Genomic DNA, 20,388 nt, shown 5'->3' with positions numbered 1-20,388 from the left:
TGTAAGGTGGGGCGCTCTCGGGCGCCCCGCCGTACAGAGCCTGAGGTAGAAGACGAAAGTCAAGTCAGAATCTCTAAGGAGACAGACCAGTGGCCAAGGCCAAGTTCGAGCGGAACAAGCCGCACGTGAACATCGGCACCATTGGGCACATCGACCACGGCAAGACCACTCTGACCGCGGCGATCACCAAGGTGCTTCACGACCGTTTCCCGCAGCTCAACGAGGCGACCCCGTTCGACAAGATCGACAAGGCGCCCGAGGAGAAGGCTCGCGGAATCACCATCTCCATCGCGCACGTCGAGTACCAGACCGAGAAGCGCCACTACGCCCACGTGGACTGCCCCGGTCACGCCGACTACGTGAAGAACATGATCACCGGTGCCGCCCAGATGGACGGCGCGATCCTGGTGGTCGCGGCGACCGACGGCCCGATGCCGCAGACGAAGGAGCACGTCCTCCTGGCCCGCCAGGTCGGCGTCCCCTACATCGTCGTGGCCCTCAACAAGGCCGACATGGTCGACGACGAGGAGATCCTGGAGCTCGTCGAGCTCGAGGTCCGCGAGCTGCTGTCCGCCCAGGAGTTCCCGGGCGACGACCTGCCGGTCGTGCGCGTATCGGCGCTCAAGGCGCTCGAGGGCGACGAGAAGTGGGGCGACTCCATCATCGAGCTCATGAACGCCGTGGACGAGAACGTCCCCGAGCCCGTTCGTGACACCGACAAGCCCTTCCTCATGCCGATCGAGGACGTGTTCTCGATCACCGGTCGCGGCACCGTCGTCACCGGCCGTATCGAGCGCGGCATCGTCAAGGTCAACGAGACCGTCGACATCATCGGCATCAAGGAGAAGAGCACCACGACGACCGTCACCGGCGTCGAGATGTTCCGCAAGCTCCTCGACGAGGGCCAGGCCGGCGACAACGTCGGTCTGCTCCTGCGCGGCATCAAGCGTGAGGAGGTCGAGCGCGGTCAGTGTGTCATCAAGCCGGGCACGACCACCCCGCACACCGAGTTCGAGGCGCAGGTCTACATCCTGTCCAAGGACGAGGGCGGCCGCCACACGCCGTTCTTCAACAACTACCGTCCGCAGTTCTACTTCCGTACGACTGACGTGACGGGCGTGGTGAACCTGCCGGAGGGCACCGAGATGGTCATGCCCGGTGACAACACCGAGATGACCGTCCAGCTCATCCAGCCGGTCGCCATGGAAGAGGGTCTGAAGTTCGCGATCCGTGAGGGTGGCCGCACCGTCGGCGCCGGTCGCGTGACGAAGGTCATCAAGTAGCAGCACCGCTGGGCGGCGGTCGGGTCCACAAGGGCCTGACCGCCGCACCGCGCAGGGGCCGGAGACGACCCCCCACGAACGACGAGACCGTGATCTCGCAGTGCTTTCGGCCGCACTTCGACCGAAGCCACTGCCAGATCACGGAACACCGGACGGGATCCGGGCGTCGGCCTCGTGGAAACAGACCTGCGGCAACAGGCCGCGCGAAGCTTTATAGGACGACAGCGAAGGACACCGAGGCCATTATGGCGGGACAGAAGATCCGCATCCGGCTTAAGGCGTATGACCACGAGGTCATCGACAGCTCGGCCAAGAAGATCGTCGAGACGGTGACGCGGACCGGCGCCAAGGTCGCTGGCCCGGTGCCGCTGCCGACCGAGAAGAACGTGTACTGCGTCATCCGGTCGCCGCACAAGTACAAGGACAGCCGCGAGCACTTCGAGATGCGTACGCACAAGCGGCTGATTGACATCATCGACCCGACGCCGAAGACGGTCGACTCGCTCATGCGTCTCGACCTTCCCGCCGGCGTGGACATTTCGATCAAGCTCTAAGGAACGCACTGACATGGCTAAGCAGATCAAGGGCGTCCTGGGCAAGAAGCTCGGCATGACCCAGGTCTTCGATGAGGCGAACCGGGTGATCCCGGTCACCGTCGTCGAGGCCGGTCCGTGCGTGGTGACCCGGGTCCGCACTCCGGAGAAGGACGGCTACTCGGCCATCCAGCTCGGCTACGGGCAGATCGACCCGCGCAAGGTGAACAAGCCCCTGGGCGACTACCTGCGCAAGCACGACATCACCCCGCGCCGCTACTTCACCGAGGTACGCACCGACGACGCCTCCGAGTACACGGTCGGCCAGGAGGTCCTCGCCGACGCCTTCGAGGCCGGCCAGTACGTCGACGTCACTGGCAAGAGCAAGGGCAAGGGCTACGCCGGTGTCATGAAGCGCCACAACTTCCGTGGTCTGGGCGCTTCGCACGGTACCCAGCGCAAGCACCGCTCCCCGGGCTCCATCGGCGGCTGCGCCACCCCGGGCCGCGTCTTCAAGGGCCTGCGCATGGCCGGCCGGATGGGCAACGTCCGCACGACGGTCCAGAGCCTCAAGGTGCACGCCGTGGACGCCGAGAAGGGCCTCATCCTGATCAAGGGTGCGATCCCCGGCGCCAACGGCAGCCTGGTCCTCCTCCGCACCGCTGCCAAGAAGGGGGTTGCTGCGAAGTGACCACGACCATTGACGTCCTCGACGCCAGCGGCGCCAAGACGGGGACCGTCGACCTCCCCGAGGAGGTCTTCGGGGCCAAGGTCAACGTCCCGCTGATCCACCAGGTGGTCGTCGCCCAGCTCGCCGCGCGCCGGCAGGGCACCCACGCGACCAAGACCCGCGGCGACGTCTCCGGCGGCGGCAAGAAGCCGTACCGGCAGAAGGGCACCGGCCGCGCCCGCCAGGGCTCGACCCGCGCGCCGCAGTTCGCCGGCGGTGGCACCGTCCACGGCCCGCAGCCGCGCTCGTACGAGCAGCGGACGCCCAAGAAGATGAAGGCGGCCGCCCTCAAGGGTGCGCTGTCCGACCGCGCCGGCGGCGGCCGCGTCCACGTGGTGGACAGCCTGGTCACGGGTGACACGCCCAAGACCAAGGCGACCCTGGAGGCGCTGCGCAAGATCACGCAGGCCCGCAGCGTGCTCGTCGTGGTCGACGAGAACGACGAGCTCACCTGGCTCAGCCTGCGCAACGCGCCCGAGGTCCACCTGCTGGACGCGGGACAGCTGAACACCTACGACGTGCTGTGCCACGACGACGTGGTCTTCACCCGTGAGGCCTACGACCAGGTCGTGGCCCGGCTGGCGAAGAGCGGGAAGGAAGAGGCCTGATGCAGAAGATCGCCGACCCGCGCGACATCATCCTCAAGCCGATCGTCTCCGAGAAGAGCTACGGCCTGATCGATGAGCACAACAAGTACACGTTCCTGGTGCGCAAGGGTGCCAACAAGACGCAGGTGAAGATCGCCGTTGAGCAGATCTTCGGCGTCAAGGTGACCGGCGTGAACACGATCAACCGCCAGGGCAAGCGCAAGCGGACCCGGCACGGCTACGGCCAGCGTCCGGACACCAAGCGCGCGATCGTGAGCCTGGCCGAGGGCGAGCGGATCGACATCTTCGGTCAGATCGGCTAGCACCTGCCGCAGCGGGGAGACGGGCCCCTCGCCTCGTGCGAGGGCCCCAATCAGAAAGCGCCGGGGGGACCGCCGTGAGGCGGACCCCGACCGGTACGAACCGACGAAGGATGAACGAAAAAGATGGGCATCCGTAAGTACAAGCCGACGACACCGGGTCGTCGCGGCGCGAGTGTCTCGGACTTCGCCGAGATCACGCGCAGCACCCCGGAGAAGTCGCTGCTTGCCCCCCTGCACAGCAAGGGCGGCCGCAACGTCCACGGCCGGGTGACCGCCCGGCACCAGGGAGGCGGGCACAAGCGCGCCTACCGGATCATCGACTTCCGCCGCCACGACAAGGACGGGATCCCGGCCAAGGTCGCGCACATCGAGTACGACCCCAACCGCACCTCCCGCATCGCGCTGCTGCACTACGCCGACGGCGAGAAGCGCTACATCCTCGCTCCGGCCGGCCTCAAGCAGGGGGACCGGATCGAGAACGGCCCCACGGCCGACATCAAGCCGGGCAACTGCCTGCCGCTGCGCAACATCCCGACCGGTACCTTCATCCACGCGGTGGAGCTGCGTCCCGGTGGCGGCGCCAAGCTCGGCCGCAGCGCCGGCGCGCAGATCCAGCTGCTCGCCAAGGAGGGCATGTACGCGACCCTGCGTATGCCGTCCGGAGAAATGCGTCAGGTCGACGTGCGCTGCCGGGCCTCGGTGGGCCAGGTGGGCAACGCCGAGCAGGCCAACATCAGCATCGGCAAGGCCGGCCGCAACCGCTGGAAGGGCAAGCGCCCCACGGTCCGCGGTGTCGCCATGAACCCGGTCGACCACCCGCACGGCGGTGGTGAGGGCAAGACCTCCGGTGGTCGCCACCCGGTGAACCCGAAGGGCAAGCCCGAGGGTCGTACCCGGCAGCCGAACAAGCCCAGCGACCGGCTGATCATCCGTCGTCGGAGCAAGAGGAAGAAGCGGTAGGAGCAGCCGATATGCCACGTAGTCTTAAGAAGGGTCCCTTCGTGGACGACCACCTTCAGAAGAAGGTGGACGCTCAGAACGAGAAGGGCACCAAGAACGTCATCAAGACGTGGTCGCGGCGCTCCATGATCGTGCCGGACATGATCGGTCACACGATCGCCGTGCACGACGGCCGCAAGCACGTTCCGGTCTTCGTCACCGAGTCGATGATCGGTCACAAGCTCGGTGAGTTCGCTCCCACGCGGACGTTCCGCAGCCACGTCAAGGAAGACCGCCGCAGCCGGCGGTAAGCGCCTTCAAGCAAGCAGTTAGAGGAGAAAGCGATGGAAGCCAGGGCACAGGCGCGGTACGCGCGCCACACGCCCCGGAAGGCCCGCCGTGTGGTGGACCTCATTCGCGGGCTGCCCGCTTCGGAGGCGCAGGCCGTGCTGCAGTTCGCTCCCCAGGCGGCGAGCGAGACCGTTTACAAGGTGCTCTCGAGCGCGATCGCGAACGCTGAGCACAACTTCAAGCTCGACCGGGACACGCTCTTCGTGAGCCGGGCGTGGGTCGACGAGGGCCCGACGCTCAAGCGCTTCCGCCCGCGTGCCCAGGGTCGTGCCTATCGGATCAACAAGCGGACGAGCCACATCACCGTGATCGTGGAGTCCCGCGAGCCGAAGGGAAGGACCCGCTAGTGGGCCAGAAGGTTAACCCGCACGGGTTCCGCCTCGGCATCACGACCGACTTCAAGAGCCGGTGGTACGCCGACAAGCTGTACAAGTCGTACGTCGCCGAGGACGTGGCGATCCGTCGCATGCTGCAGAAGGGCATGGAGCGGGCCGGCATCTCCAAGGTCGAGATCGAGCGTACGACCGACCGCGTCCAGGTCGACATCCACACCGCCCGGCCGGGCATCGTCATCGGCCGTCGCGGCGCCGAGGCCGACCGCATCCGCGGCGACCTGGAGAAGCTGACCAAGAAGCAGGTCCAGCTGAACATCCTCGAGGTGAAGAACCCCGAGATCGACGCGCAGCTCGTCGCGCAGGGCGTGGCCGAGCAGCTGTCCAGCCGCGTCTCGTTCCGCCGGGCCATGCGCAAGGCCATGCAGTCCGCCATGAAGAGCGGGGCCAAGGGCATCCGTGTCCAGTGCTCCGGCCGTCTCGGCGGCGCCGAGATGTCCCGCTCGGAGTTCTACCGCGAGGGCCGCGTGCCCCTGCACACGCTCCGGGCCGACGTGGACTTCGGCTTCTACGAGGCCCGCACCACCTTCGGCCGCATCGGCGTGAAGGTGTGGATCTACAAGGGCGAGGCCCCGACCAGCCGCTCCGAGCGGGAGGCGGCCGCGGCCGGTGCCCGCGCGAGCCAGCGTCGTGAGCGTGACGACCGTCGCGGTGGTGCGGGCGAGCGTCCGCGTCGCGGTGGCGGCGACCGTCCGCGTCGCGGCGGTGCCGGCCGTACCGACCGTGCACCCAGGACCGAGGCGGCCGCGCAGGCCGCCCCCGAGAGCGGCCCGGCGGAGCAGCCGGGTGCTGAAGGGAGCTGACCATGCTGATCCCGCGCAGGGTCAAGCACCGCAAGCAGCACCGGCCCGACCGCAGCGGCGCCGCCAAGGGCGGCACCCGGGTCGTCTTCGGCGAGTTCGGCATTCAGGCGCTTGAGCACTCCTACGTGACCAACCGCCAGATCGAGGCCGCACGTATCGCCATGACCCGGCACATCCGCCGTGGCGGCAAGGTGTGGATCAACATCTTCCCGGACCGTCCCCTGACGAAGAAGCCGGCCGAGACCCGCATGGGTTCCGGTAAGGGCTCTCCGGAGTGGTGGATCGCCAATGTCAAGCCCGGCCGTGTCATGTTCGAGCTGTCCGGTGTCGCCGAGCCCGTGGCCCGCGAGGCCATGCGGCGCGCGATGCACAAGCTCCCCATGAAGTGCCGTTTCGTCAAGCGTGAAGTGGGTGAGGCGTGATGGCTAAGGGTCTGACCGCCGCGGAGCTGCGAGTCGAGGACCAGGAGGTCCTGGTCCAGAAGCTGAAGGAAGCCAAGGAGGAGCTGTTCAACCTCCGCTTCCAGGCGGCGACCGGGCAGCTGGAGAGCCACGGGCGGCTGCGCGCCGTCCGCCGCGAGATCGCCCGCATCTACACCGTGATGCGCGAGCGCGAGCTCGGGATCGTCACGGTCGAGAAGGAGCCGAGCGATGTCTGAAGCAACCGAGACCCCGACCACCGAGACGCAGCGGAACTACCGCAAGACCCGTGAGGGCCTGGTCGTCAGCGACAAGATGGACAAGACCGTCGTCGTCGCCGTCGAGGACCGCGTCAAGCACCCGCTGTACGGCAAGGTCATCCGCCGTACGACGAAGTACAAGGCCCACGACGAGCAGAACTCCTGCGGCGTCGGCGACCGCGTCCTCCTGATGGAGACCCGGCCGCTGTCGGCCACCAAGCGGTGGCGAGTCGTCGAGATCCTCGAGAAGGCCAAGTAACCTCACATAGACGCGCCTCGTGGGGGGTGGGAGACCCGCCCCCCACTACGGTGTCCAAGGGGCGGGGCCGGCTGTCGGCCCCGTCCGCCAGCGGTGGCGGTCGTACGGCTGTCGCCGAGGGAAAAAGACCACATCAGTTCGGCCAGGCTCACCACGAGGGTGAGAACCGGCACGACACACAGGAGTAGACGTGATCCAGCAGGAGTCGCGGCTCAAGGTCGCCGACAACACGGGTGCGAAGGAAATCCTTTGCATCCGCGTGCTCGGCGGCTCGGGTCGGCGCTACGCGGGAATCGGCGACATCATCGTGGGCACGGTGAAGGACGCCATTCCCGGCGGGGGCGTTAAGAAAGGCGACGTTGTCAAGGCTGTCGTGGTGCGCACCGTGAAGGAGCGCCGCCGCCCCGACGGCTCCTACATCCGCTTCGACGAGAACGCCGCGGTCATCATCAAGGACAGCGGTGACCCCCGGGGCACCCGCATCTTCGGCCCGGTCGGCCGTGAACTGCGCGACAAGAAGTTCATGCGCATCATCTCGCTCGCGCCGGAGGTGCTGTGATGCCGAAGCTGCACGTGAAGAAGGGCGACCTCGTCCAGGTCATCGCCGGCAAGGACAAGGGCGCCAAGGGCCGGATCATCGCCGCCTACCCGCGCGAGGAGCGCGTGGTGGTCGAGGGCGTCAACATGATCAAGAAGCACTCCAAGGTCACCAACCAGGGACCGCGCGGCGCCAAGGAAGGCGGCGTGCAGACCATGGAGGCTCCCATCCACGTGAGCAACGTCAAGAAGCTCAAGGATGACGAGAAGAAGCCCGAGAAGAAGGCCGCCGCGAAGGGCGACGCCGAGGCGACGGGTGAGGACAACTGATGACCGCGACCACTGAAGAGCGGACCGTTCCGCGCCTCAAGCAGCGCTACCGCGAGGAGATCATCGCGAAGCTGCGCGAGGAGTTCGGCATCGAGAACATCATGCAGGTGCCCACGATCACCAAGATCAAGGTGAACATGGGCGTCGGCGAGGCCGCTCGCGACTCGAAGCTCATCGAGGGCGCCGTGCGCGACCTCACCGCCATCACCGGCCAGAAGCCGGCCGTCGCCCGCGCCCGCAAGTCCATCGCGCAGTTCAAGCTGCGCGAGGGCATGCCGATCGGCGCGCACGTGACGCTGCGCGGCGACCGCATGTGGGAGTTCCTCGACCGCCTGCTGTCCCTGGCGCTGCCGCGTATCCGGGACTTCCGCGGCCTGTCGCCGAAGCAGTTCGACGGCAACGGCAACTACACCTTCGGCCTCACCGAGCAGGTCATGTTCCACGAGGTGGACCAGGACAAGGTCGACCGGCAGCGGGGCATGGACATCACGGTCGTGACCACCGCGAAGAACGACGAGCAGGGCCGGGCGCTGCTGAAGCTCCTCGGTTTCCCCTTCAAGGAGGCCTGATCATGGCGAAGACGTCGCTGAAGGTCAAGGCAGCGCGCAAGCAGAAGTTCGAGGTCCGGGCGTACACTCGTTGCTCCCGCTGCGGCCGTCCCCGCGCTGTCTACCGCAAGTTCGGGCTGTGCCGCGTGTGCTTCCGCGAGATGGCGCACCGGGGCGAGCTGCCCGGCATCACCAAGTCGAGCTGGTAAGCCCCGCGGGCCAGCCGCAAAGAAGTCATATCAACCGGGCGCTGACCACAGCGCCCACGACCACACCGAAGGTCCCATCGGGGAAACCGCGGTGAGGAAGGCCACCGGCCATGACGATGACCGACCCGATCGCAGACATGCTGACGCGTCTGCGTAACGCGAACTCGGCCTATCACGACACCGTGAGCATGCCTTACTCGAAGATCAAGGCGCACATCGCGGAGATCCTCCAGCAGGAGGGCTACATCCAGGGCTGGAGCGTCGAGGACGCGAAGGTTGGCAAGAACCTCGTGATGGAGCTGAAGTTCGGCCCCAGCCGCGAGCGCTCCATCGCGGGCCTGCGCCGGGTGTCGAAGCCCGGTCTGCGGGTCTATGCAAAGAAGGACAACCTGCCCCGCGTTCTGGGCGGTCTGGGCGTCGCGATCATCTCGACGTCCGGCGGTCTCATGACGGACCGGCAGGCGACCAAGCGTGGAGTGGGCGGGGAAGTCCTCGCCTACGTCTGGTAACGAGGGGAGGAACTCAGCATGTCGCGAATCGGACGGCTGCCCATCCCCGTACCGGCGGGTGTCGACATCACGATCGACGGCCGGGAAGTCCAGGTCAAGGGGCCCAAGGGCACGCTCACTCACACGGTCGCCGAGCCCATCGAGGTCTCGCGTGGCGAGGACGGCACCATCGCCGTCACCCGCCCGAACGACGAGAACCGGGTTCGTGCGCTGCACGGCCTGTCGCGCACGCTCATCGCCAACATGGTGGCGGGTGTCACGCAGGGCTACACGAAGACGCTGGAGATCGTCGGCGTCGGTTACCGCGTCGCGGCCAAGGGCCCGACGCAGCTGGAGTTCTCGCTTGGCTTCAGCCACCCGGTGATCGTCGACGCGCCCGACGGCGTCTCCTTCCGCGTCGAGAAGCCGACCCTGTTCCACGTGGACGGCATCGACAAGCAGAAGGTCGGCGAGGTCGCCGCGAACATCAGGAAGCTGCGCAAGCCGGACCCGTACAAGGGCAAGGGCGTGCGCTACCAGGGCGAGGTTGTCCGCCGCAAGGTCGGAAAGGCTGGTAAGTAGCCATGGCTGGAAAGACTGCGTTCGGCAAGCACACGGCCGCCCGCACGGTCTCCCGGGCCCGCCGGCACAACCGCGTCCGCAAGAACGTGTTCGGCACGGCCGAGCGTCCGCGTCTGGTCGTCAACCGGTCCACGCGTCACCTGTTCGTGCAGATCGTCGACGACACCCAGGGCCACACGCTGGTGAGCGCCTCCACCATGGACGCCTCCCTGCGCGGCGCCGAGGGTGACAAGACCGAGAAGGCGAAGAAGGTCGGCGAGCTTCTCGCTCAGCGGGCCAAGACCGCCGGGATCACCGCTGTCGTGTTCGACCGCGGTGGTAACCGCTACGCGGGGCGGATCGCCGCTCTCGCGGACAGCGCCCGTGAAGGCGGGCTGGAGTTCTGATGGCTCCGGTCCGAGGGTCGCGCCTCATGACCCGTCCCAAGAGCAACGAGAAGAGGAACCACTGATGGCTGCAGCTCCGCGTCGCGGTGCCGGCGGCGGTGGCGAGCGGCGTGACCGTCGTGATGACCGCCGCGGTGGCGCCGCAGACAAGGGCGTCTCGTACATCGAGCGCGTCGTAAAGATCAACCGAGTGGCCAAGGTCGTCCAGGGCGGCCGGCGCTTCAGCTTCACCGCGCTGGTCATCGTCGGCGACGGCAACGGCCTCGTCGGGGTCGGCTACGGCAAGGCCAAGGAGGTGCCCGCGGCGATCGCCAAGGGCGTCGAGGAGGCCAAGAAGCACTTCTTCAAGGTCCCGCGCATCCAGGGCACCATCCCGCACCCGGTGCAGGGTGAGGACGCCGCCGGCGTCGTCCTCCTGCGTCCGGCCTCGCCCGGTACGGGCGTCATCGCGGGTGGCCCGGTCCGCGCGGTCCTGGAGTGCGCCGGGATCCACGACGTGCTGTCCAAGTCGCTCGGCTCGGACAACCCGATCAACATCGTGCACGCCACCGTGGCGGCTCTGAAGGGCCTCAGCCGGCCCGAGGAGATCGCCGCCCGGCGTGGCCTGCCGATCGAGGACGTCGCTCCCAAGGCCATGCTGAAGGCTCGCGCCGAGGGCCTGGCCGAGGCCGCGGCCGCCGCGAAGGCGGTGAGCTAGCAATGGCTCGCCTGAAGATCACCCAGACCCGGTCCAAGATCGGCGGCCAGCAGAACCAGCGTGACTCGCTGCGTTCGCTGGGCCTGAAGCGAATCGGCGACGTGGTCGTCAAGGAGGACCGTCCCGAGATCCGGGGGATGGTCGCCAAGGTGTCGCACCTCGTCGAGGTTGAGGAGGTCGACTAGTCATGACCGAGAACGCTCCGCTCAAGATCCACGACCTCCGTCCGGCCCCCGGCTCCAACAAGGCCAAGACCCGCAAGGGCCGTGGCGAGGGCTCCAAGGGCAAGACGGCCGGCCGTGGCACCAAGGGCACCCGGGCCCGTACGGCAGTCATGCCGGGCTTTGAAGGCGGCCAGGTTCCGCTCCAGCGGCGGCTGCCGAAGCTGAAGGGCTTCTCCAACGCCCTGTTCAAGACGACCTACCAGGTCGTCAACCTGGACAGGCTCGGGGAGCTGTTCCCCCAGGGCGGCGACGTCACGCTCGACGACCTGGTGGCCAAGGGTGCGGTCCGCAAGAACCAGCCCGTTAAGGTGCTGGGCACCGGCGAGATCTCCGTGGCGGTGAACGTGCAGGCGCACGCCTTCTCCGCCAGCGCGAAGGAGAAGATCGCCGCGGCCGGTGGCTCGGTTTCCGAGCTGTAGGCATGACGCTGCACGAGGCGCGGAGGTTCACTATGAGCCTCCGCGCCCGTAGTGCGTTAGAGTTCGCCTGGCACGGGGCTCCATCCGTGCCCGACCAAGCACTCTGGCAGGAAGACATGTCGATGGACGCCTTGCGGGCCATCGCCGACCGTTACCGCGTCACTGGCGCGCAGGAGGGACCGTGCTGACCGCGATTACCCGGGCGTTCCGTACGCCGGACCTGCGCAATAAGCTGCTCTTCACACTGGGCATCATCGTGCTGTTCCGGCTTGGCTCGGTGCTTCCCACGCCGGGCGTCAACGCCCAGAACGTGGCCCTGTGTCTGGAGCAGGCCCAGGCGGGCGACTCCGGCAACATCTACGGGATGGTGCAGCTGTTCAGCGGCGGCGCCCTGTTGAAACTTTCAGTGTTCGCACTCGGCATCATGCCGTACATCACCGCGAGCATCATCCTGCAGCTGCTGACGGTGGTGATCCCCAGGCTGGAAGCCCTCAAGAAGGAGGGCCAGTCGGGGACGGCGAAGATCACGCAGTACACACGTTATCTGACCATCGGACTGGCGGTGCTGCAGTCGACGGCGTTCGTCGCACTGGCGCGCAGCGGCCAGCTGTTCCCCAACTGTAACGAGCAGATCCTGCTGAGCCAGGAGGTCTTCCCCCTGGTGACCATGGTCATCACGATGACCGCGGGTACGGCTGTGATCATGTGGCTGGGCGAGCTCGTCACCGACCGCGGCGTCGGCAACGGCATGTCGATCCTGATCTTCACCCAGGTCATCGCGGTGTTCCCGTCCGAGCTGGTGAACATCTTCCGGCAGAGCCCGTTCAAGTTCGTCATCGTCATGATCGTCGGAATCGTGATGATCGGCGTCGTCGTCTTCATCGAGCAGGCGCAGCGCCGCATCCCGGTGCAGTACGCCAAGCGGATGGTCGGCCGCCGGATGTACGGCGGCACCTCGACCTACATCCCGCTCAAGGTGAACCAGGCGGGCATCATCCCGGTCATCTTCGCCTCGTCGCTGCTGTACCTGCCCCAGCTCCTGGTGACGCTGTTCGGCAACAGCCAGAAGCCCAACGTGGTGATCGACTGGCTGGCGCGGAACCTGGTTCAGGGCGACAGCGCGGTCTACATGGCCGTGTTCTTCGCGATGATCGTCTTCTTCACGTACTTCTATGTGTCCATCACTTTCAACCCCCCTGAAGTGGCCGACAACATGAAGAAGTACGGTGGGTTCATTCCGGGCATCCGCCCGGGCCGGCCGACCGCTGAGTACCTGAGCTACGTGCTCAACAGGCTCACGGCCACAGGCGCTCCGTATCTGGGCTTCATCTCGCTGATCCCGATCATCGCGCTTGGGGCGGTCGGGGCGAGCCAGAACTTCCCGTTCGGAGGGACCAGCATTCTGATCATGGTTGGTGTTGGTCTGGACACGGTCAAGCAGATCGAGAGCCAGCTTCAGCAGCGCAACTACGAGGGCTTCCTGAGATAGTGCGCGTCGTCCTGGTTGGGCCCCCCGGAGCGGGTAAGGGGACGCAGGCCCAGTTCATCGCATCGCACCTGTCGATCCCGAAAATCTCGACGGGCGACATCTTCCGTGCCAACGTGTCCGGCGGTACGGAGCTCGGCAAACTTGCCAAGGAGTACATGGACCGCGGTGATCTCGTCCCCGACGAGGTGACCGTGGCCATGGTCCGCGACCGGTTGTCGGAGGACGACGCGCAGGAGGGCTTCCTCCTGGACGGCTTTCCCCGCAACGTGCCCCAGGCCGAGGTCCTCAAGAAGATGCTGGCCGAGTTCGGCACGGGGCTCGACGTGGTCCTCAACCTGGTCGTCGAGGACGACGAGGTCGTACGCCGGCTCGCGGGGCGGCGTACGTGCCGTTCCTGCGGCAAGGTGTGGCATGTGCTGTTCGACCCGCCCGCGGTGGAGGGCGTCTGCGACGCCTGCGGCGGGGAGCTCTTCCAGCGGGACGACGATCGCGAGGAGACCATCAGGCGGCGCCTGGAGGTCTACCAGGAGCAGACGTCGCCGCTCATCTCGTTCTACGCCGACGAGGGCATCCTGCAGGGGGTCGACGCGACCGGGCCGGTCGAGGAGATCACCCAGCGGGCGATGTCGGCGCTGCGACGGTTCGCCGACTGAACCATTACCGCGGCCGGGAACGCCACTCCACTCCATGGGGTGGCGTTCAGGCTTATATGGGACAATTTCGGCAGGGGGTGTGACTACGTGTTCAAGAAGAACCGGCACGGAATTCAGATCAAGAGCGCGGAGCAACTGGAGAAGATGCGGGCGGCCGGCCTGGTCGTCGGCCGGACGCTGGAGTTGCTCCGGACGTCGGTCCGGCCCGGGATGACGCCGCTCGACCTCGACGCCATCGCCGAGGAGGCGATCCGGAGCGAGGGCGCGATCCCGTCGTTCAAGGGTTACCAGGGCTTCCCCGCCACGATCTGCGCTTCCGTGAACGACGAGGTCGTCCACGGCATCCCCACCGACCGCCGCGCGCTGCGCGAGGGCGACATCATCTCCATCGACTGCGGCGCGATCCTCGACGGGTGGCACGGAGACTCGGCGATCACCGTGGGGATCGGGGAGGTGGACCCCAAGCTGACCGAGCTCATGCGGGTGACCGAGGAGGCCATGTGGTGGGGCATCGCGGCCCTGCGGGTCGGCGGGCACCTGAGCGACATCGGCCACCAGATCGAGCAGTACGTGCGGTCTCAGGGCCGCTACGGCATCCCCCAGGAGTACGGCGGGCACGGCATCGGCACCGAGATGCACATGGACCCCTGGGTGGCCAACCACGGCCGTCCGGGACGCGGCCCCCGCTTCGAGGTGGGCATGTGCTTCGCGGTCGAGCCGATGGTGAACCTCGGCACCGACCGCACCAAGGTGCTGGCCGACGACTGGACGGTCGTCACCCTCGACGGCCGCGCGTCCGCCCACTTCGAGCACAGCGTCGCGGTGACGGAGAACGGCCCGCTGGTCCTCACCGCGCTCGACGGAGGCGCCTCCCGCTTCGGGGGCGCCGGGGCCGAGGTGGGGGAGACGTCCTGACGGCTCCGCCCGTCCTGGCGGCGCCTGCACCATAATGGTCATATCGCTCGAACAGCCGGGAGATGATGATGGCGGCAGCGCCGGAGATGCGGGCCTCGGACGGTGACCGTGACCGGGTCGCCGCGGCGCTGCGCGAGCACGTGGCCGAGGGCAGGCTCACCCTCGACGAGTTCAACGAGCGGCTGGAGCAGGTCTACCAGAGCCGTACGTACGGGGAACTGGCCAGGCTCACCTCCGACCTGCCCGGCATCGACCTGCACCGCCTGCCGGCCGCCGTCGAGCCCGCGCAAGGGGCCCGCCCGGTCCGGCCTGACGACAAGGCGCGCAGCCTGAGGTCCGCTTGGACCGCGTGGGCGGGGGTCAGCGCCATGACCTGGCTCTTCTGGCTCCTCGCCTTCATCGGCTCAGGCCATTTCGTCTATCCGTGGCCGCTGTGGGTGATGGGCCCCTGGGGGGTCGTCCTTCTCATCAACACGATCTCCGGCACGGGCGGACAGTCCCAGCGGCGCGACTCCTGAGCGTTCTTTACCTGAGAGCCGCCGTCGCGGGAGCCGCGGGCGGGTAGATGTCCGGTGTCGCGACGTACGGCACCACTCGGGCCGTGCCCCCGCGGTGATGAGGCCACATCCGCCCCGTCCCGGCATTTCGGCGGTGCCGGGCGGGCGGGTGTGGCGGTCTCCCCTCCACCACGCGATCCCCGCCGGCGTGGGATTGGCCACCGGCCTTCGCCGGGGGTACCCTGTGATCTGGTTGTGTCGGGACCCCTGCCGTCGTTTCGCAATTCGGCCCGGGTTGTCGTACACTCCTTTGTCGGTTCACTATGACCTTTGCGCCTAGGCGGCCTGGCTGGTCGCCGCTCTCTGAAAGCGCCCCGAAGGTCGCGGCTGCTTAGTGTTCCGAAGCCTCTGACGATCCGATCTGTGAAACGCGAGGGCCATGGCCAAGAAAGACGGCGCCATCGAGATTGAGGGCACTGTTATTGAGTCGCTCCCGAACGCCATGTTCCGGGTGCAGCTCGACAACGGTCACAAGGTCCTGGCCCACATCAGCGGGCGGATGCGGATGCACTACATCAGGATCCTGCCCGACGACAGGGTGGTCGTGGAGCTGAGCCCCTACGACCTCAGTCGCGGACGGATCGTCTACCGGTACAAGTAGCCCACCCCGCCAGCGGGACGGGCCGTATGCGGAACGAATAAGGACTATGAAGGTCAAGCCGAGCGTCAAGAAGATCTGCGACAAGTGCAAGGTGATTCGCCGGCACGGTCGTGTCATGGTGATCTGCGACAACCTGCGCCACAAGCAGCGCCAGGGCTGAGCCCAGCTCTCAGTACGTCGCCACCAGGCCCCTGCTGAGTCCGCCCATGTGGCGGGCTCGAGCCGCGTGAGGGCCGGAACAACGAAATCGCGTCACACACCCGCGCAGGCGGCGCAAGCCGTACCACGCGGGAGACCCCCGGTCGGAGGCCGGGGCCCTCGCCCGGGCATGGGAGGGGAAGTGCGGCGCAAGACCTCCGCCACATTGAAGGAGAATGCCCGACCATGGCCCGCCTGGTTGGCGTCGACCTCCCCCGCGACAAGCGGCTGGAGATCGCTCTCACCTATGTTTTCGGAATCGGCCGCACCCGCGCCAAGGAGATCCTTGACGCGACCGGCATCAGCCCCGATCTGCGCGTCCACCAGCTCACGGACGCCGAGCTCGTCCCGATGCGTGACTTCATCGAGGCGAACTACAAGATCGAGGGCGACCTCCGCCGCGAGATTCAGGCCGACATCCGACGCAAGATCGAGATCGGCTGCTACCAGGGCATCCGGCACCGCAAGGGGCTGCCTGTCCACGGTCAGCGGACGCAGACGAACGCGCGCACCCGCAAGGGTAAGAAGAAGACCGTCGCCGGCAAGAAGAAGCCGGGCAAGAAGTAGTCCTTAGCAGCCACTGCCAGGAGATAGCGCTTAAATGCCGCCGAAGAGCCGCCAGGGCGCACCGAAGAAGGTGCGCCGCAAGGAAAAGAAGAACGTCGCTCACGGGCACGCCCACATCAAGAGCACGTTCAACAACACCATCGTTTCGATCACCGACCCGAACGGGAACGTGATCTCCTGGGCCAGCGCCGGCCACGTCGGGTTCAAGGGCTCCCGTAAGTCCACCCCGTTCGCCGCCCAGATGGCTGCCGAGAACGCCGCCCGCCGCGCCATGGAGCACGGCATGCGGAAGGTCGACGTCTTCGTCAAGGGCCCCGGCTCCGGCCGTGAGACCGCGATCCGTTCGCTGCAGGCGACCGGCCTCGAGGTCGGGTCCATCCAGGACGTGACCCCGGTCCCGCACAACGGCTGCCGTCCGCCCAAGCGCCGTCGCGTCTGAGCTCAGGAGAGTAGAGAGAAATGGCTCGTTACACGGGTCCGGACTGCAAGCTCTGCCGCCGTGAGAAGACCAAGCTCTTCCTCAAGGGCAAGAAGTGCGAGTCCGCCAAGTGCCCCATCGAGATCCGCCCGTACCCGCCGGGTGAGCACGGCCGCGGCCGTCCGAAGGAGTCGGAGTACCAGCTCCAGCTCCGTGAGAAGCAGAAGACCCGCCGCATCTACGGCGTCCTCGAGAAGCAGTTCCACAACTACTACGAGGAAGCCAACCGCAAGGCGGGCAAGACCGGTGAGAACCTCCTCCAGATCCTGGAGAGCCGTCTCGACAACGTGGTCTACCGCGCCGGCTTCGCCGAGTCGCGTGACGCGGCCCGCCAGCAGGTGCGCCACGGCCACTTCCTCGTGAACGGCAAGAAGGTCGACATCCCGTCGTACCGCGTCCGCGAGCACGACATCATCGAGGTCCGCGAGAAGTCGCGCAACCTGCTTCCGTACGAGGTGGCCCGCGCGACCGCCGGCGACAAGACCGTCCCGGCCTGGCTGGGCGTCTCCGCCGAGAACATGCGCATCCTCGTGCACCAGCTCCCGGTCCGCCAGCAGATCGACACGCTGGTCCAGGAGCAGCTGATCGTCGAGCTCTACTCCAAGTAGTAGGGCCCCGGCATTTAATGGTGCCGTACGGCCGGTACACTCCCGGCCGTACGGCATCATGGTTGTAGGCGAGCGGCGTCAAATAGCGGGCGTCGCCGTAACCCAGGGACCCCTCGTCCACGGTGGCGGGGCCGTCCCGGATCCAGGAGATCCAGATGCTCATCGCACAGCGCCCGAGCCTCCAGGAGGAGTCGCTCGAGGAGCACCGGTCCAGGTTCATCATCGAGCCGCTCGAGCCGGGCTTCGGCTACACCATCGGCAACTCGCTGCGGCGCACGCTGCTGTCCTCCATTCCGGGGGCGGCGGTCACCAGCATCCGCATCGAGGGCGTGCTCCACGAGTTCTCGACCGTGCCCGGGGTCAAGGAAGACGTCACCGACATCATCCTGAACCTCAAGTCGCTGGTCGTCTCCTCCGAGCACGACGAGCCCGTGGTCATGTACCTGCGCAAGCAGGGCCCCGGTGAGGTCACCGCCGCCGACATCGCGCCTCCGGCCGGTGTCGAGGTGCACAACCCCGACCTGCACATCGCCACGCTGAACGGCAAGGCGAAGCTGGAGATGGAGCTGACCGTCGAGCGCGGCCGCGGCTACGTCTCCGCCGCGCAGAACAAGCAGCCGGGTCAGGAGATCGGCCGGATTCCGATCGACTCGATCTACTCCCCGGTGCTCAAGGTCACCTACAAGGTCGAGGCCACCCGTGTCGAGCAGCGCACGGACTTCGACCGCCTCATCCTCGACGTCGAGACCAAGCCGTCCATGAAGCCCCGCGACGCGGTGGCCTCGGCCGGCAAGACCCTGGTCGAGCTGTTCGGCCTGGCCCGCGAGCTCAACGTGGAGGCCGAGGGCATCGACATCGGCCCGTCGCCGACGGACGCGGCTCTCGCGGCCGACCTGGCGCTGCCGATCGAGGAGCTCAACCTCACCGTCCGTTCGTACAACTGCCTCAAGCGCGAGGGCATCCACACCGTGGGTGAGCTCGTCGCCCGCAGCGAGCAGGACCTGCTGGACATCCGCAACTTCGGCGCCAAGTCGATCGAAGAGGTCAAGCAGAAGCTGCACGAGATGGGCCTGGCTCTCAAGGACTCCCCGCCCGGGTTCGACCCCTCCGCCGTCGCCGGCGGCGGGTACGACGACGAGGACGGCGGGTTCATCGAGACCGAGCAGTACTGAGCAGTGCTGAGCAGTACTGAGCGTCCGTCTCACCAGTAGTGCCACCTCCGTCTCATGCCGCCCTTTCCGGGGCGGCATGAGACGGCGATGACAAGTCACGACCGGTACGCCGGTCGGCCCGACCCCGGTACCTGACACGGCCGGAGCGGGTTATCCATGAGGAGCATCACATGCCCAAGCCCACCAAGGGCGCCCGCCTCGGCGGCAGCCCCTCCCACGAGCGGCTGATCCTGGCGAACCTCGCCACCGCGCTGTTCCAGAACGGCCGGATCACCACCACCGAGGCCAAGGCCAGGCGTCTCCGCCCGCTCGCGGAGAAGCTGATCACCAAGGCGAAGAAGGGCGACATCCACAACCGTCGCCAGGTGCTGACGGTCGTCCGCGACAAGGGCGTCGTCCACCACCTCTTCACCGAGATCGCCCCGACGTACGCCGAGCGTCCCGGTGGCTACACCCGGATCACCAAGCTCGGCCCGCGTAAGGGCGACGCTGCCCCCATGGCGGTCATCGAGCTGGTGACCGAGCAGCTGAACCCGGTCCGGGTCTCCCGCACGGCTCCGGCCGCGCCCGCCGCCGAGGCCGCTCCGGCCCCCGCGGAGGCCGAGGAGACGCCGGCGGCGAAGGACGAGGCCGCCGAGAGCACCACCGCCGAGGCCCCCGAGGCCGCCCCGGCGGAGGGCGAGAAGAAGGACGAGGCCTGATCCCAGGCTCCGTGAGCGGGCTCAGCTACCCTTCGGGGGACGCTGGGCCCGCTTTTCTTTTGTGCACCGTACGAGGGATGTCGTGAGGCGAGAACTGCGGCTGAGGCTGGACCTGGGCTACGACGGGACGGACTTCTCGGGCTGGGCGCGCCAGCCCGGGCGGCGGACCGTGCAGGGGGAGATCGAGGACGCGCTCGGCCGGGTCCTGCGCCTGGACGCCCCGCCGCCGCTCACGGTCGCGGGCCGCACCGACGCCGGCGTCCACGCGAGGGGACAGGTGGCGCACGCCGACGTTCCGCTCGCCGCGCTGGCCGCCGCCGTCTCCGGGCGCGCCCCCGTCCCGGCGGAGCCGGAGGAGGCGTGGGAGGAGCGCGGCGCTGAGTGGCTCGCTGCGCTGACGAGGCGGCTGGCCGGTGTGCTGCCCCCCGACGTGCGGGTGCACGCCGTCAGCGTGGCCCCAGAGGGCTTCGACGCCAGGTTCTCCGCGCTGTCGCGCCGGTACGGCTACCGGGTCGCCGACGCCCCCGGCGGGGTCGACCCGCTGCGCCGGCGCGAGGTGCTGTGGTACGCCCGGCCGCTGGACGTGGATCTGCTGAACGAGGCCGCCGCCCGGCTGCGTGGCGAGCACGACTTCGCCGCGTTCTGCCGCAAGCGCGAGGGGGCGACCACGATCCGCGAGTTGCAGCGGCTCGAGTGGGTCAGGGGTGAGGACGGGATCCTCCTCGCGACGGTGGTCGCCGACGCGTTCTGCCACTCGATGGTCCGGGCGCTGGTCGGGTCGCTGCTCACCGTGGGGGAGGGCAGGCGGCCCGTCGAGTGGCCGGGCGAGGTGCTGGCGCGAGCCGTACGGGATTCGGGGGTGCACGTCGCGCCCGCGCACGGCCTCACGCTGGAGGAGGTGCGCTACCCCGAGCCGGAGGACCTGGCACGGCGGGCCGCCGCCACCCGCCGCGTGCGCACGTTGAGCCGCTGAGGCTGCGTCCATCGGGACGCGGCGGACGGCACGCTGAAACACGGACACCTCACGGCGCCGCCGTCCCCGGCCGGCCGCCGCCGGTGATGCCCTGTGCGCGCCGCGCGCCCGCGGGCGAGCGCTGAGCCGCCGGGGCCGCGCCGATCGGGGCGCAGGGGCGCGCGGCCTCCCGCCGGG

Annotated in this window: 34 protein-coding genes; all 34 read left to right on the top strand. The window is 67.8% G+C overall.

All coding sequences use genetic code 11. The features are described from left to right. Positions 1-89 precede the first annotated feature (89 nt). The 34 genes from tuf to truA all read left to right on the top strand — a co-directional run bounded on the left by tuf (position 90) and on the right by truA (position 20,211). Positions 90-1,283 (top strand): elongation factor Tu, encoded by a 1,194-nt coding sequence (gene tuf, locus AAH991_RS10940; protein ID WP_346225640.1) that lies wholly within the window; start codon positions 90-92, stop codon positions 1,281-1,283. Between the two features lie 245 nt (positions 1,284-1,528). Continuing rightward, on the top strand, positions 1,529-1,837 hold the full coding sequence (gene rpsJ / locus AAH991_RS10935) for a 30S ribosomal protein S10 (protein ID WP_012887830.1): 309 nt from the start codon (positions 1,529-1,531) through the stop codon (positions 1,835-1,837). A 13-nt stretch (positions 1,838-1,850) separates the two neighbouring features. Continuing rightward, complete coding sequence (gene rplC / locus AAH991_RS10930; RefSeq protein ID WP_346225639.1) at positions 1,851-2,507, top strand: 50S ribosomal protein L3; 657 nt, start codon at positions 1,851-1,853, stop codon at positions 2,505-2,507. After that, positions 2,504-3,154 (top strand): 50S ribosomal protein L4, encoded by a 651-nt coding sequence (rplD, locus tag AAH991_RS10925; protein WP_346225638.1) that lies wholly within the window; start codon positions 2,504-2,506, stop codon positions 3,152-3,154. The genes rplC and rplD overlap by 4 nt, the downstream gene beginning before the upstream one ends. After that, positions 3,154-3,456 carry a 50S ribosomal protein L23 gene (rplW, locus tag AAH991_RS10920; protein ID WP_076432505.1) on the top strand — a complete coding sequence of 101 codons (303 nt, stop codon included), beginning with the start codon at positions 3,154-3,156 and terminating at the stop codon, positions 3,454-3,456. Before rplD ends, rplW begins: the two co-directional genes overlap by 1 nt. 123 nt (positions 3,457-3,579) lie before the next feature. Next, positions 3,580-4,416: a 50S ribosomal protein L2 gene (rplB, locus tag AAH991_RS10915; RefSeq protein ID WP_346225637.1), complete on the top strand. Its 837-nt coding sequence runs from the start codon at positions 3,580-3,582 to the stop codon at positions 4,414-4,416. 11 nt (positions 4,417-4,427) lie between these two features. Further along, positions 4,428-4,706, top strand: coding sequence for a 30S ribosomal protein S19 (rpsS, locus tag AAH991_RS10910; RefSeq protein WP_030508324.1), 279 nt, complete (start codon positions 4,428-4,430; stop codon positions 4,704-4,706). A gap of 33 nt (positions 4,707-4,739) precedes the next feature. After that, positions 4,740-5,093, top strand: coding sequence for a 50S ribosomal protein L22 (gene rplV / locus AAH991_RS10905; RefSeq protein WP_079319864.1), 354 nt, complete (start codon positions 4,740-4,742; stop codon positions 5,091-5,093). Continuing rightward, the gene (rpsC, locus tag AAH991_RS10900) at positions 5,093-5,941 is read left to right on the top strand and encodes a 30S ribosomal protein S3 (RefSeq protein WP_346225636.1); all 849 of its coding nucleotides are present in this window, start codon (positions 5,093-5,095) and stop codon (positions 5,939-5,941) included. Before rplV ends, rpsC begins: the two co-directional genes overlap by 1 nt. 2 nt (positions 5,942-5,943) lie before the next feature. Then, entirely contained in the window at positions 5,944-6,363 is a 420-nt protein-coding gene (rplP, locus tag AAH991_RS10895) for a 50S ribosomal protein L16 (protein ID WP_030508327.1), read from the top strand. Further along, complete coding sequence (rpmC, locus tag AAH991_RS10890; protein ID WP_079319874.1) at positions 6,363-6,599, top strand: 50S ribosomal protein L29; 237 nt, start codon at positions 6,363-6,365, stop codon at positions 6,597-6,599. The genes rplP and rpmC overlap by 1 nt, the downstream gene beginning before the upstream one ends. Beyond that, positions 6,592-6,879 (top strand): 30S ribosomal protein S17, encoded by a 288-nt coding sequence (rpsQ, locus tag AAH991_RS10885; protein WP_346225635.1) that lies wholly within the window; start codon positions 6,592-6,594, stop codon positions 6,877-6,879. The genes rpmC and rpsQ overlap by 8 nt, the downstream gene beginning before the upstream one ends. 190 nt (positions 6,880-7,069) lie before the next feature. Beyond that, positions 7,070-7,438, top strand: coding sequence for a 50S ribosomal protein L14 (gene rplN / locus AAH991_RS10880; protein ID WP_030508330.1), 369 nt, complete (start codon positions 7,070-7,072; stop codon positions 7,436-7,438). 8 nt (positions 7,439-7,446) lie between these two features. Next, positions 7,447-7,746, top strand: coding sequence for a 50S ribosomal protein L24 (rplX, locus tag AAH991_RS10875; RefSeq protein ID WP_346225651.1), 300 nt, complete (start codon positions 7,447-7,449; stop codon positions 7,744-7,746). After that, positions 7,746-8,315, top strand: a complete 570-nt coding sequence (rplE, locus tag AAH991_RS10870) for a 50S ribosomal protein L5 (protein WP_030508332.1) — start codon at positions 7,746-7,748, stop codon at positions 8,313-8,315. The genes rplX and rplE overlap by 1 nt, the downstream gene beginning before the upstream one ends. A gap of 2 nt (positions 8,316-8,317) precedes the next feature. Next, entirely contained in the window at positions 8,318-8,503 is a 186-nt protein-coding gene (locus AAH991_RS10865; protein WP_030451489.1) for a type Z 30S ribosomal protein S14, read from the top strand. Positions 8,504-8,613: 110 nt separating this feature from the next. Then, on the top strand, positions 8,614-9,012 hold the full coding sequence (rpsH, locus tag AAH991_RS10860) for a 30S ribosomal protein S8 (RefSeq protein WP_346225634.1): 399 nt from the start codon (positions 8,614-8,616) through the stop codon (positions 9,010-9,012). Between the two features lie 18 nt (positions 9,013-9,030). Then, positions 9,031-9,573, top strand: a complete 543-nt coding sequence (gene rplF / locus AAH991_RS10855; protein WP_346225633.1) for a 50S ribosomal protein L6 — start codon at positions 9,031-9,033, stop codon at positions 9,571-9,573. 2 nt (positions 9,574-9,575) lie between these two features. Continuing rightward, complete coding sequence (gene rplR / locus AAH991_RS10850; RefSeq protein WP_346225632.1) at positions 9,576-9,959, top strand: 50S ribosomal protein L18; 384 nt, start codon at positions 9,576-9,578, stop codon at positions 9,957-9,959. A gap of 64 nt (positions 9,960-10,023) precedes the next feature. Continuing rightward, entirely contained in the window at positions 10,024-10,656 is a 633-nt protein-coding gene (rpsE, locus tag AAH991_RS10845; RefSeq protein ID WP_030508336.1) for a 30S ribosomal protein S5, read from the top strand. Positions 10,657-10,658: 2 nt separating this feature from the next. Beyond that, positions 10,659-10,841 (top strand): 50S ribosomal protein L30, encoded by a 183-nt coding sequence (gene rpmD / locus AAH991_RS10840; protein ID WP_079319858.1) that lies wholly within the window; start codon positions 10,659-10,661, stop codon positions 10,839-10,841. Positions 10,842-10,843: 2 nt separating this feature from the next. Then, positions 10,844-11,299, top strand: a complete 456-nt coding sequence (gene rplO / locus AAH991_RS10835) for a 50S ribosomal protein L15 (protein ID WP_346225631.1) — start codon at positions 10,844-10,846, stop codon at positions 11,297-11,299. 181 nt (positions 11,300-11,480) lie between these two features. Continuing rightward, entirely contained in the window at positions 11,481-12,788 is a 1,308-nt protein-coding gene (gene secY, locus AAH991_RS10830; RefSeq protein WP_346225630.1) for a preprotein translocase subunit SecY, read from the top strand. After that, complete coding sequence (locus AAH991_RS10825; protein ID WP_346225629.1) at positions 12,788-13,441, top strand: adenylate kinase; 654 nt, start codon at positions 12,788-12,790, stop codon at positions 13,439-13,441. Before secY ends, AAH991_RS10825 begins: the two co-directional genes overlap by 1 nt. A gap of 87 nt (positions 13,442-13,528) precedes the next feature. Next, positions 13,529-14,356 carry a type I methionyl aminopeptidase gene (gene map / locus AAH991_RS10820; RefSeq protein WP_346225628.1) on the top strand — a complete coding sequence of 276 codons (828 nt, stop codon included), beginning with the start codon at positions 13,529-13,531 and terminating at the stop codon, positions 14,354-14,356. Positions 14,357-14,418: 62 nt separating this feature from the next. Next, on the top strand, positions 14,419-14,874 hold the full coding sequence (locus tag AAH991_RS10815; protein ID WP_346225627.1) for a DUF1707 SHOCT-like domain-containing protein: 456 nt from the start codon (positions 14,419-14,421) through the stop codon (positions 14,872-14,874). A 418-nt stretch (positions 14,875-15,292) separates the two neighbouring features. Next, entirely contained in the window at positions 15,293-15,514 is a 222-nt protein-coding gene (infA, locus tag AAH991_RS10810) for a translation initiation factor IF-1 (RefSeq protein WP_030508344.1), read from the top strand. A gap of 46 nt (positions 15,515-15,560) precedes the next feature. Continuing rightward, a complete protein-coding gene (gene rpmJ, locus AAH991_RS10805; RefSeq protein ID WP_003956441.1) occupies positions 15,561-15,674 on the top strand; it encodes a 50S ribosomal protein L36 in 114 nt (37 codons plus the stop codon). Between the two features lie 224 nt (positions 15,675-15,898). Beyond that, positions 15,899-16,279 carry a 30S ribosomal protein S13 gene (rpsM, locus tag AAH991_RS10800; RefSeq protein WP_169951815.1) on the top strand — a complete coding sequence of 127 codons (381 nt, stop codon included), beginning with the start codon at positions 15,899-15,901 and terminating at the stop codon, positions 16,277-16,279. A 34-nt stretch (positions 16,280-16,313) separates the two neighbouring features. Further along, the gene (gene rpsK, locus AAH991_RS10795; protein ID WP_020542285.1) at positions 16,314-16,718 is read left to right on the top strand and encodes a 30S ribosomal protein S11; all 405 of its coding nucleotides are present in this window, start codon (positions 16,314-16,316) and stop codon (positions 16,716-16,718) included. A gap of 20 nt (positions 16,719-16,738) precedes the next feature. Next, positions 16,739-17,365 carry a 30S ribosomal protein S4 gene (gene rpsD, locus AAH991_RS10790; protein WP_142563118.1) on the top strand — a complete coding sequence of 209 codons (627 nt, stop codon included), beginning with the start codon at positions 16,739-16,741 and terminating at the stop codon, positions 17,363-17,365. A gap of 155 nt (positions 17,366-17,520) precedes the next feature. Continuing rightward, positions 17,521-18,537, top strand: a complete 1,017-nt coding sequence (locus tag AAH991_RS10785) for a DNA-directed RNA polymerase subunit alpha (protein ID WP_030508347.1) — start codon at positions 17,521-17,523, stop codon at positions 18,535-18,537. A 170-nt stretch (positions 18,538-18,707) separates the two neighbouring features. Further along, on the top strand, positions 18,708-19,238 hold the full coding sequence (gene rplQ / locus AAH991_RS10780) for a 50S ribosomal protein L17 (protein WP_346225626.1): 531 nt from the start codon (positions 18,708-18,710) through the stop codon (positions 19,236-19,238). Between the two features lie 82 nt (positions 19,239-19,320). Continuing rightward, entirely contained in the window at positions 19,321-20,211 is an 891-nt protein-coding gene (gene truA, locus AAH991_RS10775; protein WP_346225625.1) for a tRNA pseudouridine(38-40) synthase TruA, read from the top strand. Positions 20,212-20,388 lie beyond the last annotated feature (177 nt).

Source organism: Microbispora sp. ZYX-F-249, from assembly GCF_039649665.1.
Taxonomy (GTDB): Bacteria; Actinomycetota; Actinomycetes; order Streptosporangiales; family Streptosporangiaceae; genus Microbispora; species Microbispora maris.
The sequence above is the reverse complement of the archived record's forward strand: the minus strand, read 5'-3'. Positions and strand labels throughout refer to the sequence as shown.

Bases quoted from the DNA above. Each gene is read 5' to 3' on its own strand.
- rpsH (WP_346225634.1), top strand. From the start codon at position 8,614: ATGACGATGACCGACCCGATCGCAGACATGCTGACGCGTCTGCGTAAC.
- rpmD (WP_079319858.1), top strand. From the start codon at position 10,659: ATGGCTCGCCTGAAGATCACCCAGACCCGGTCCAAGATCGGCGGCCAG.
- rpsM (WP_169951815.1), top strand. From the start codon at position 15,899: ATGGCCCGCCTGGTTGGCGTCGACCTCCCCCGCGACAAGCGGCTGGAG.
- rplQ (WP_346225626.1), top strand. From the start codon at position 18,708: ATGCCCAAGCCCACCAAGGGCGCCCGCCTCGGCGGCAGCCCCTCCCAC.
- rplB (WP_346225637.1), top strand. From the start codon at position 3,580: ATGGGCATCCGTAAGTACAAGCCGACGACACCGGGTCGTCGCGGCGCG.
- rplO (WP_346225631.1), top strand. From the start codon at position 10,844: ATGACCGAGAACGCTCCGCTCAAGATCCACGACCTCCGTCCGGCCCCC.
- rpsE (WP_030508336.1), top strand. From the start codon at position 10,024: ATGGCTGCAGCTCCGCGTCGCGGTGCCGGCGGCGGTGGCGAGCGGCGT.
- rpmJ (WP_003956441.1), top strand. From the start codon at position 15,561: ATGAAGGTCAAGCCGAGCGTCAAGAAGATCTGCGACAAGTGCAAGGTG.
- rplW (WP_076432505.1), top strand. From the start codon at position 3,154: ATGCAGAAGATCGCCGACCCGCGCGACATCATCCTCAAGCCGATCGTC.
- infA (WP_030508344.1), top strand. From the start codon at position 15,293: ATGGCCAAGAAAGACGGCGCCATCGAGATTGAGGGCACTGTTATTGAG.
- rpsK (WP_020542285.1), top strand. From the start codon at position 16,314: ATGCCGCCGAAGAGCCGCCAGGGCGCACCGAAGAAGGTGCGCCGCAAG.
- AAH991_RS10865 (WP_030451489.1), top strand. From the start codon at position 8,318: ATGGCGAAGACGTCGCTGAAGGTCAAGGCAGCGCGCAAGCAGAAGTTC.
- rpsJ (WP_012887830.1), top strand. From the start codon at position 1,529: ATGGCGGGACAGAAGATCCGCATCCGGCTTAAGGCGTATGACCACGAG.
- rplV (WP_079319864.1), top strand. From the start codon at position 4,740: ATGGAAGCCAGGGCACAGGCGCGGTACGCGCGCCACACGCCCCGGAAG.
- rpsD (WP_142563118.1), top strand. From the start codon at position 16,739: ATGGCTCGTTACACGGGTCCGGACTGCAAGCTCTGCCGCCGTGAGAAG.
- AAH991_RS10785 (WP_030508347.1), top strand. From the start codon at position 17,521: ATGCTCATCGCACAGCGCCCGAGCCTCCAGGAGGAGTCGCTCGAGGAG.
- AAH991_RS10815 (WP_346225627.1), top strand. From the start codon at position 14,419: ATGATGATGGCGGCAGCGCCGGAGATGCGGGCCTCGGACGGTGACCGT.
- rplR (WP_346225632.1), top strand. From the start codon at position 9,576: ATGGCTGGAAAGACTGCGTTCGGCAAGCACACGGCCGCCCGCACGGTC.
- rpmC (WP_079319874.1), top strand. From the start codon at position 6,363: ATGGCTAAGGGTCTGACCGCCGCGGAGCTGCGAGTCGAGGACCAGGAG.
- rplC (WP_346225639.1), top strand. From the start codon at position 1,851: ATGGCTAAGCAGATCAAGGGCGTCCTGGGCAAGAAGCTCGGCATGACC.
- rpsQ (WP_346225635.1), top strand. From the start codon at position 6,592: ATGTCTGAAGCAACCGAGACCCCGACCACCGAGACGCAGCGGAACTAC.
- rplE (WP_030508332.1), top strand. From the start codon at position 7,746: ATGACCGCGACCACTGAAGAGCGGACCGTTCCGCGCCTCAAGCAGCGC.
- rplF (WP_346225633.1), top strand. From the start codon at position 9,031: ATGTCGCGAATCGGACGGCTGCCCATCCCCGTACCGGCGGGTGTCGAC.
- rplP (WP_030508327.1), top strand. From the start codon at position 5,944: ATGCTGATCCCGCGCAGGGTCAAGCACCGCAAGCAGCACCGGCCCGAC.
- rpsS (WP_030508324.1), top strand. From the start codon at position 4,428: ATGCCACGTAGTCTTAAGAAGGGTCCCTTCGTGGACGACCACCTTCAG.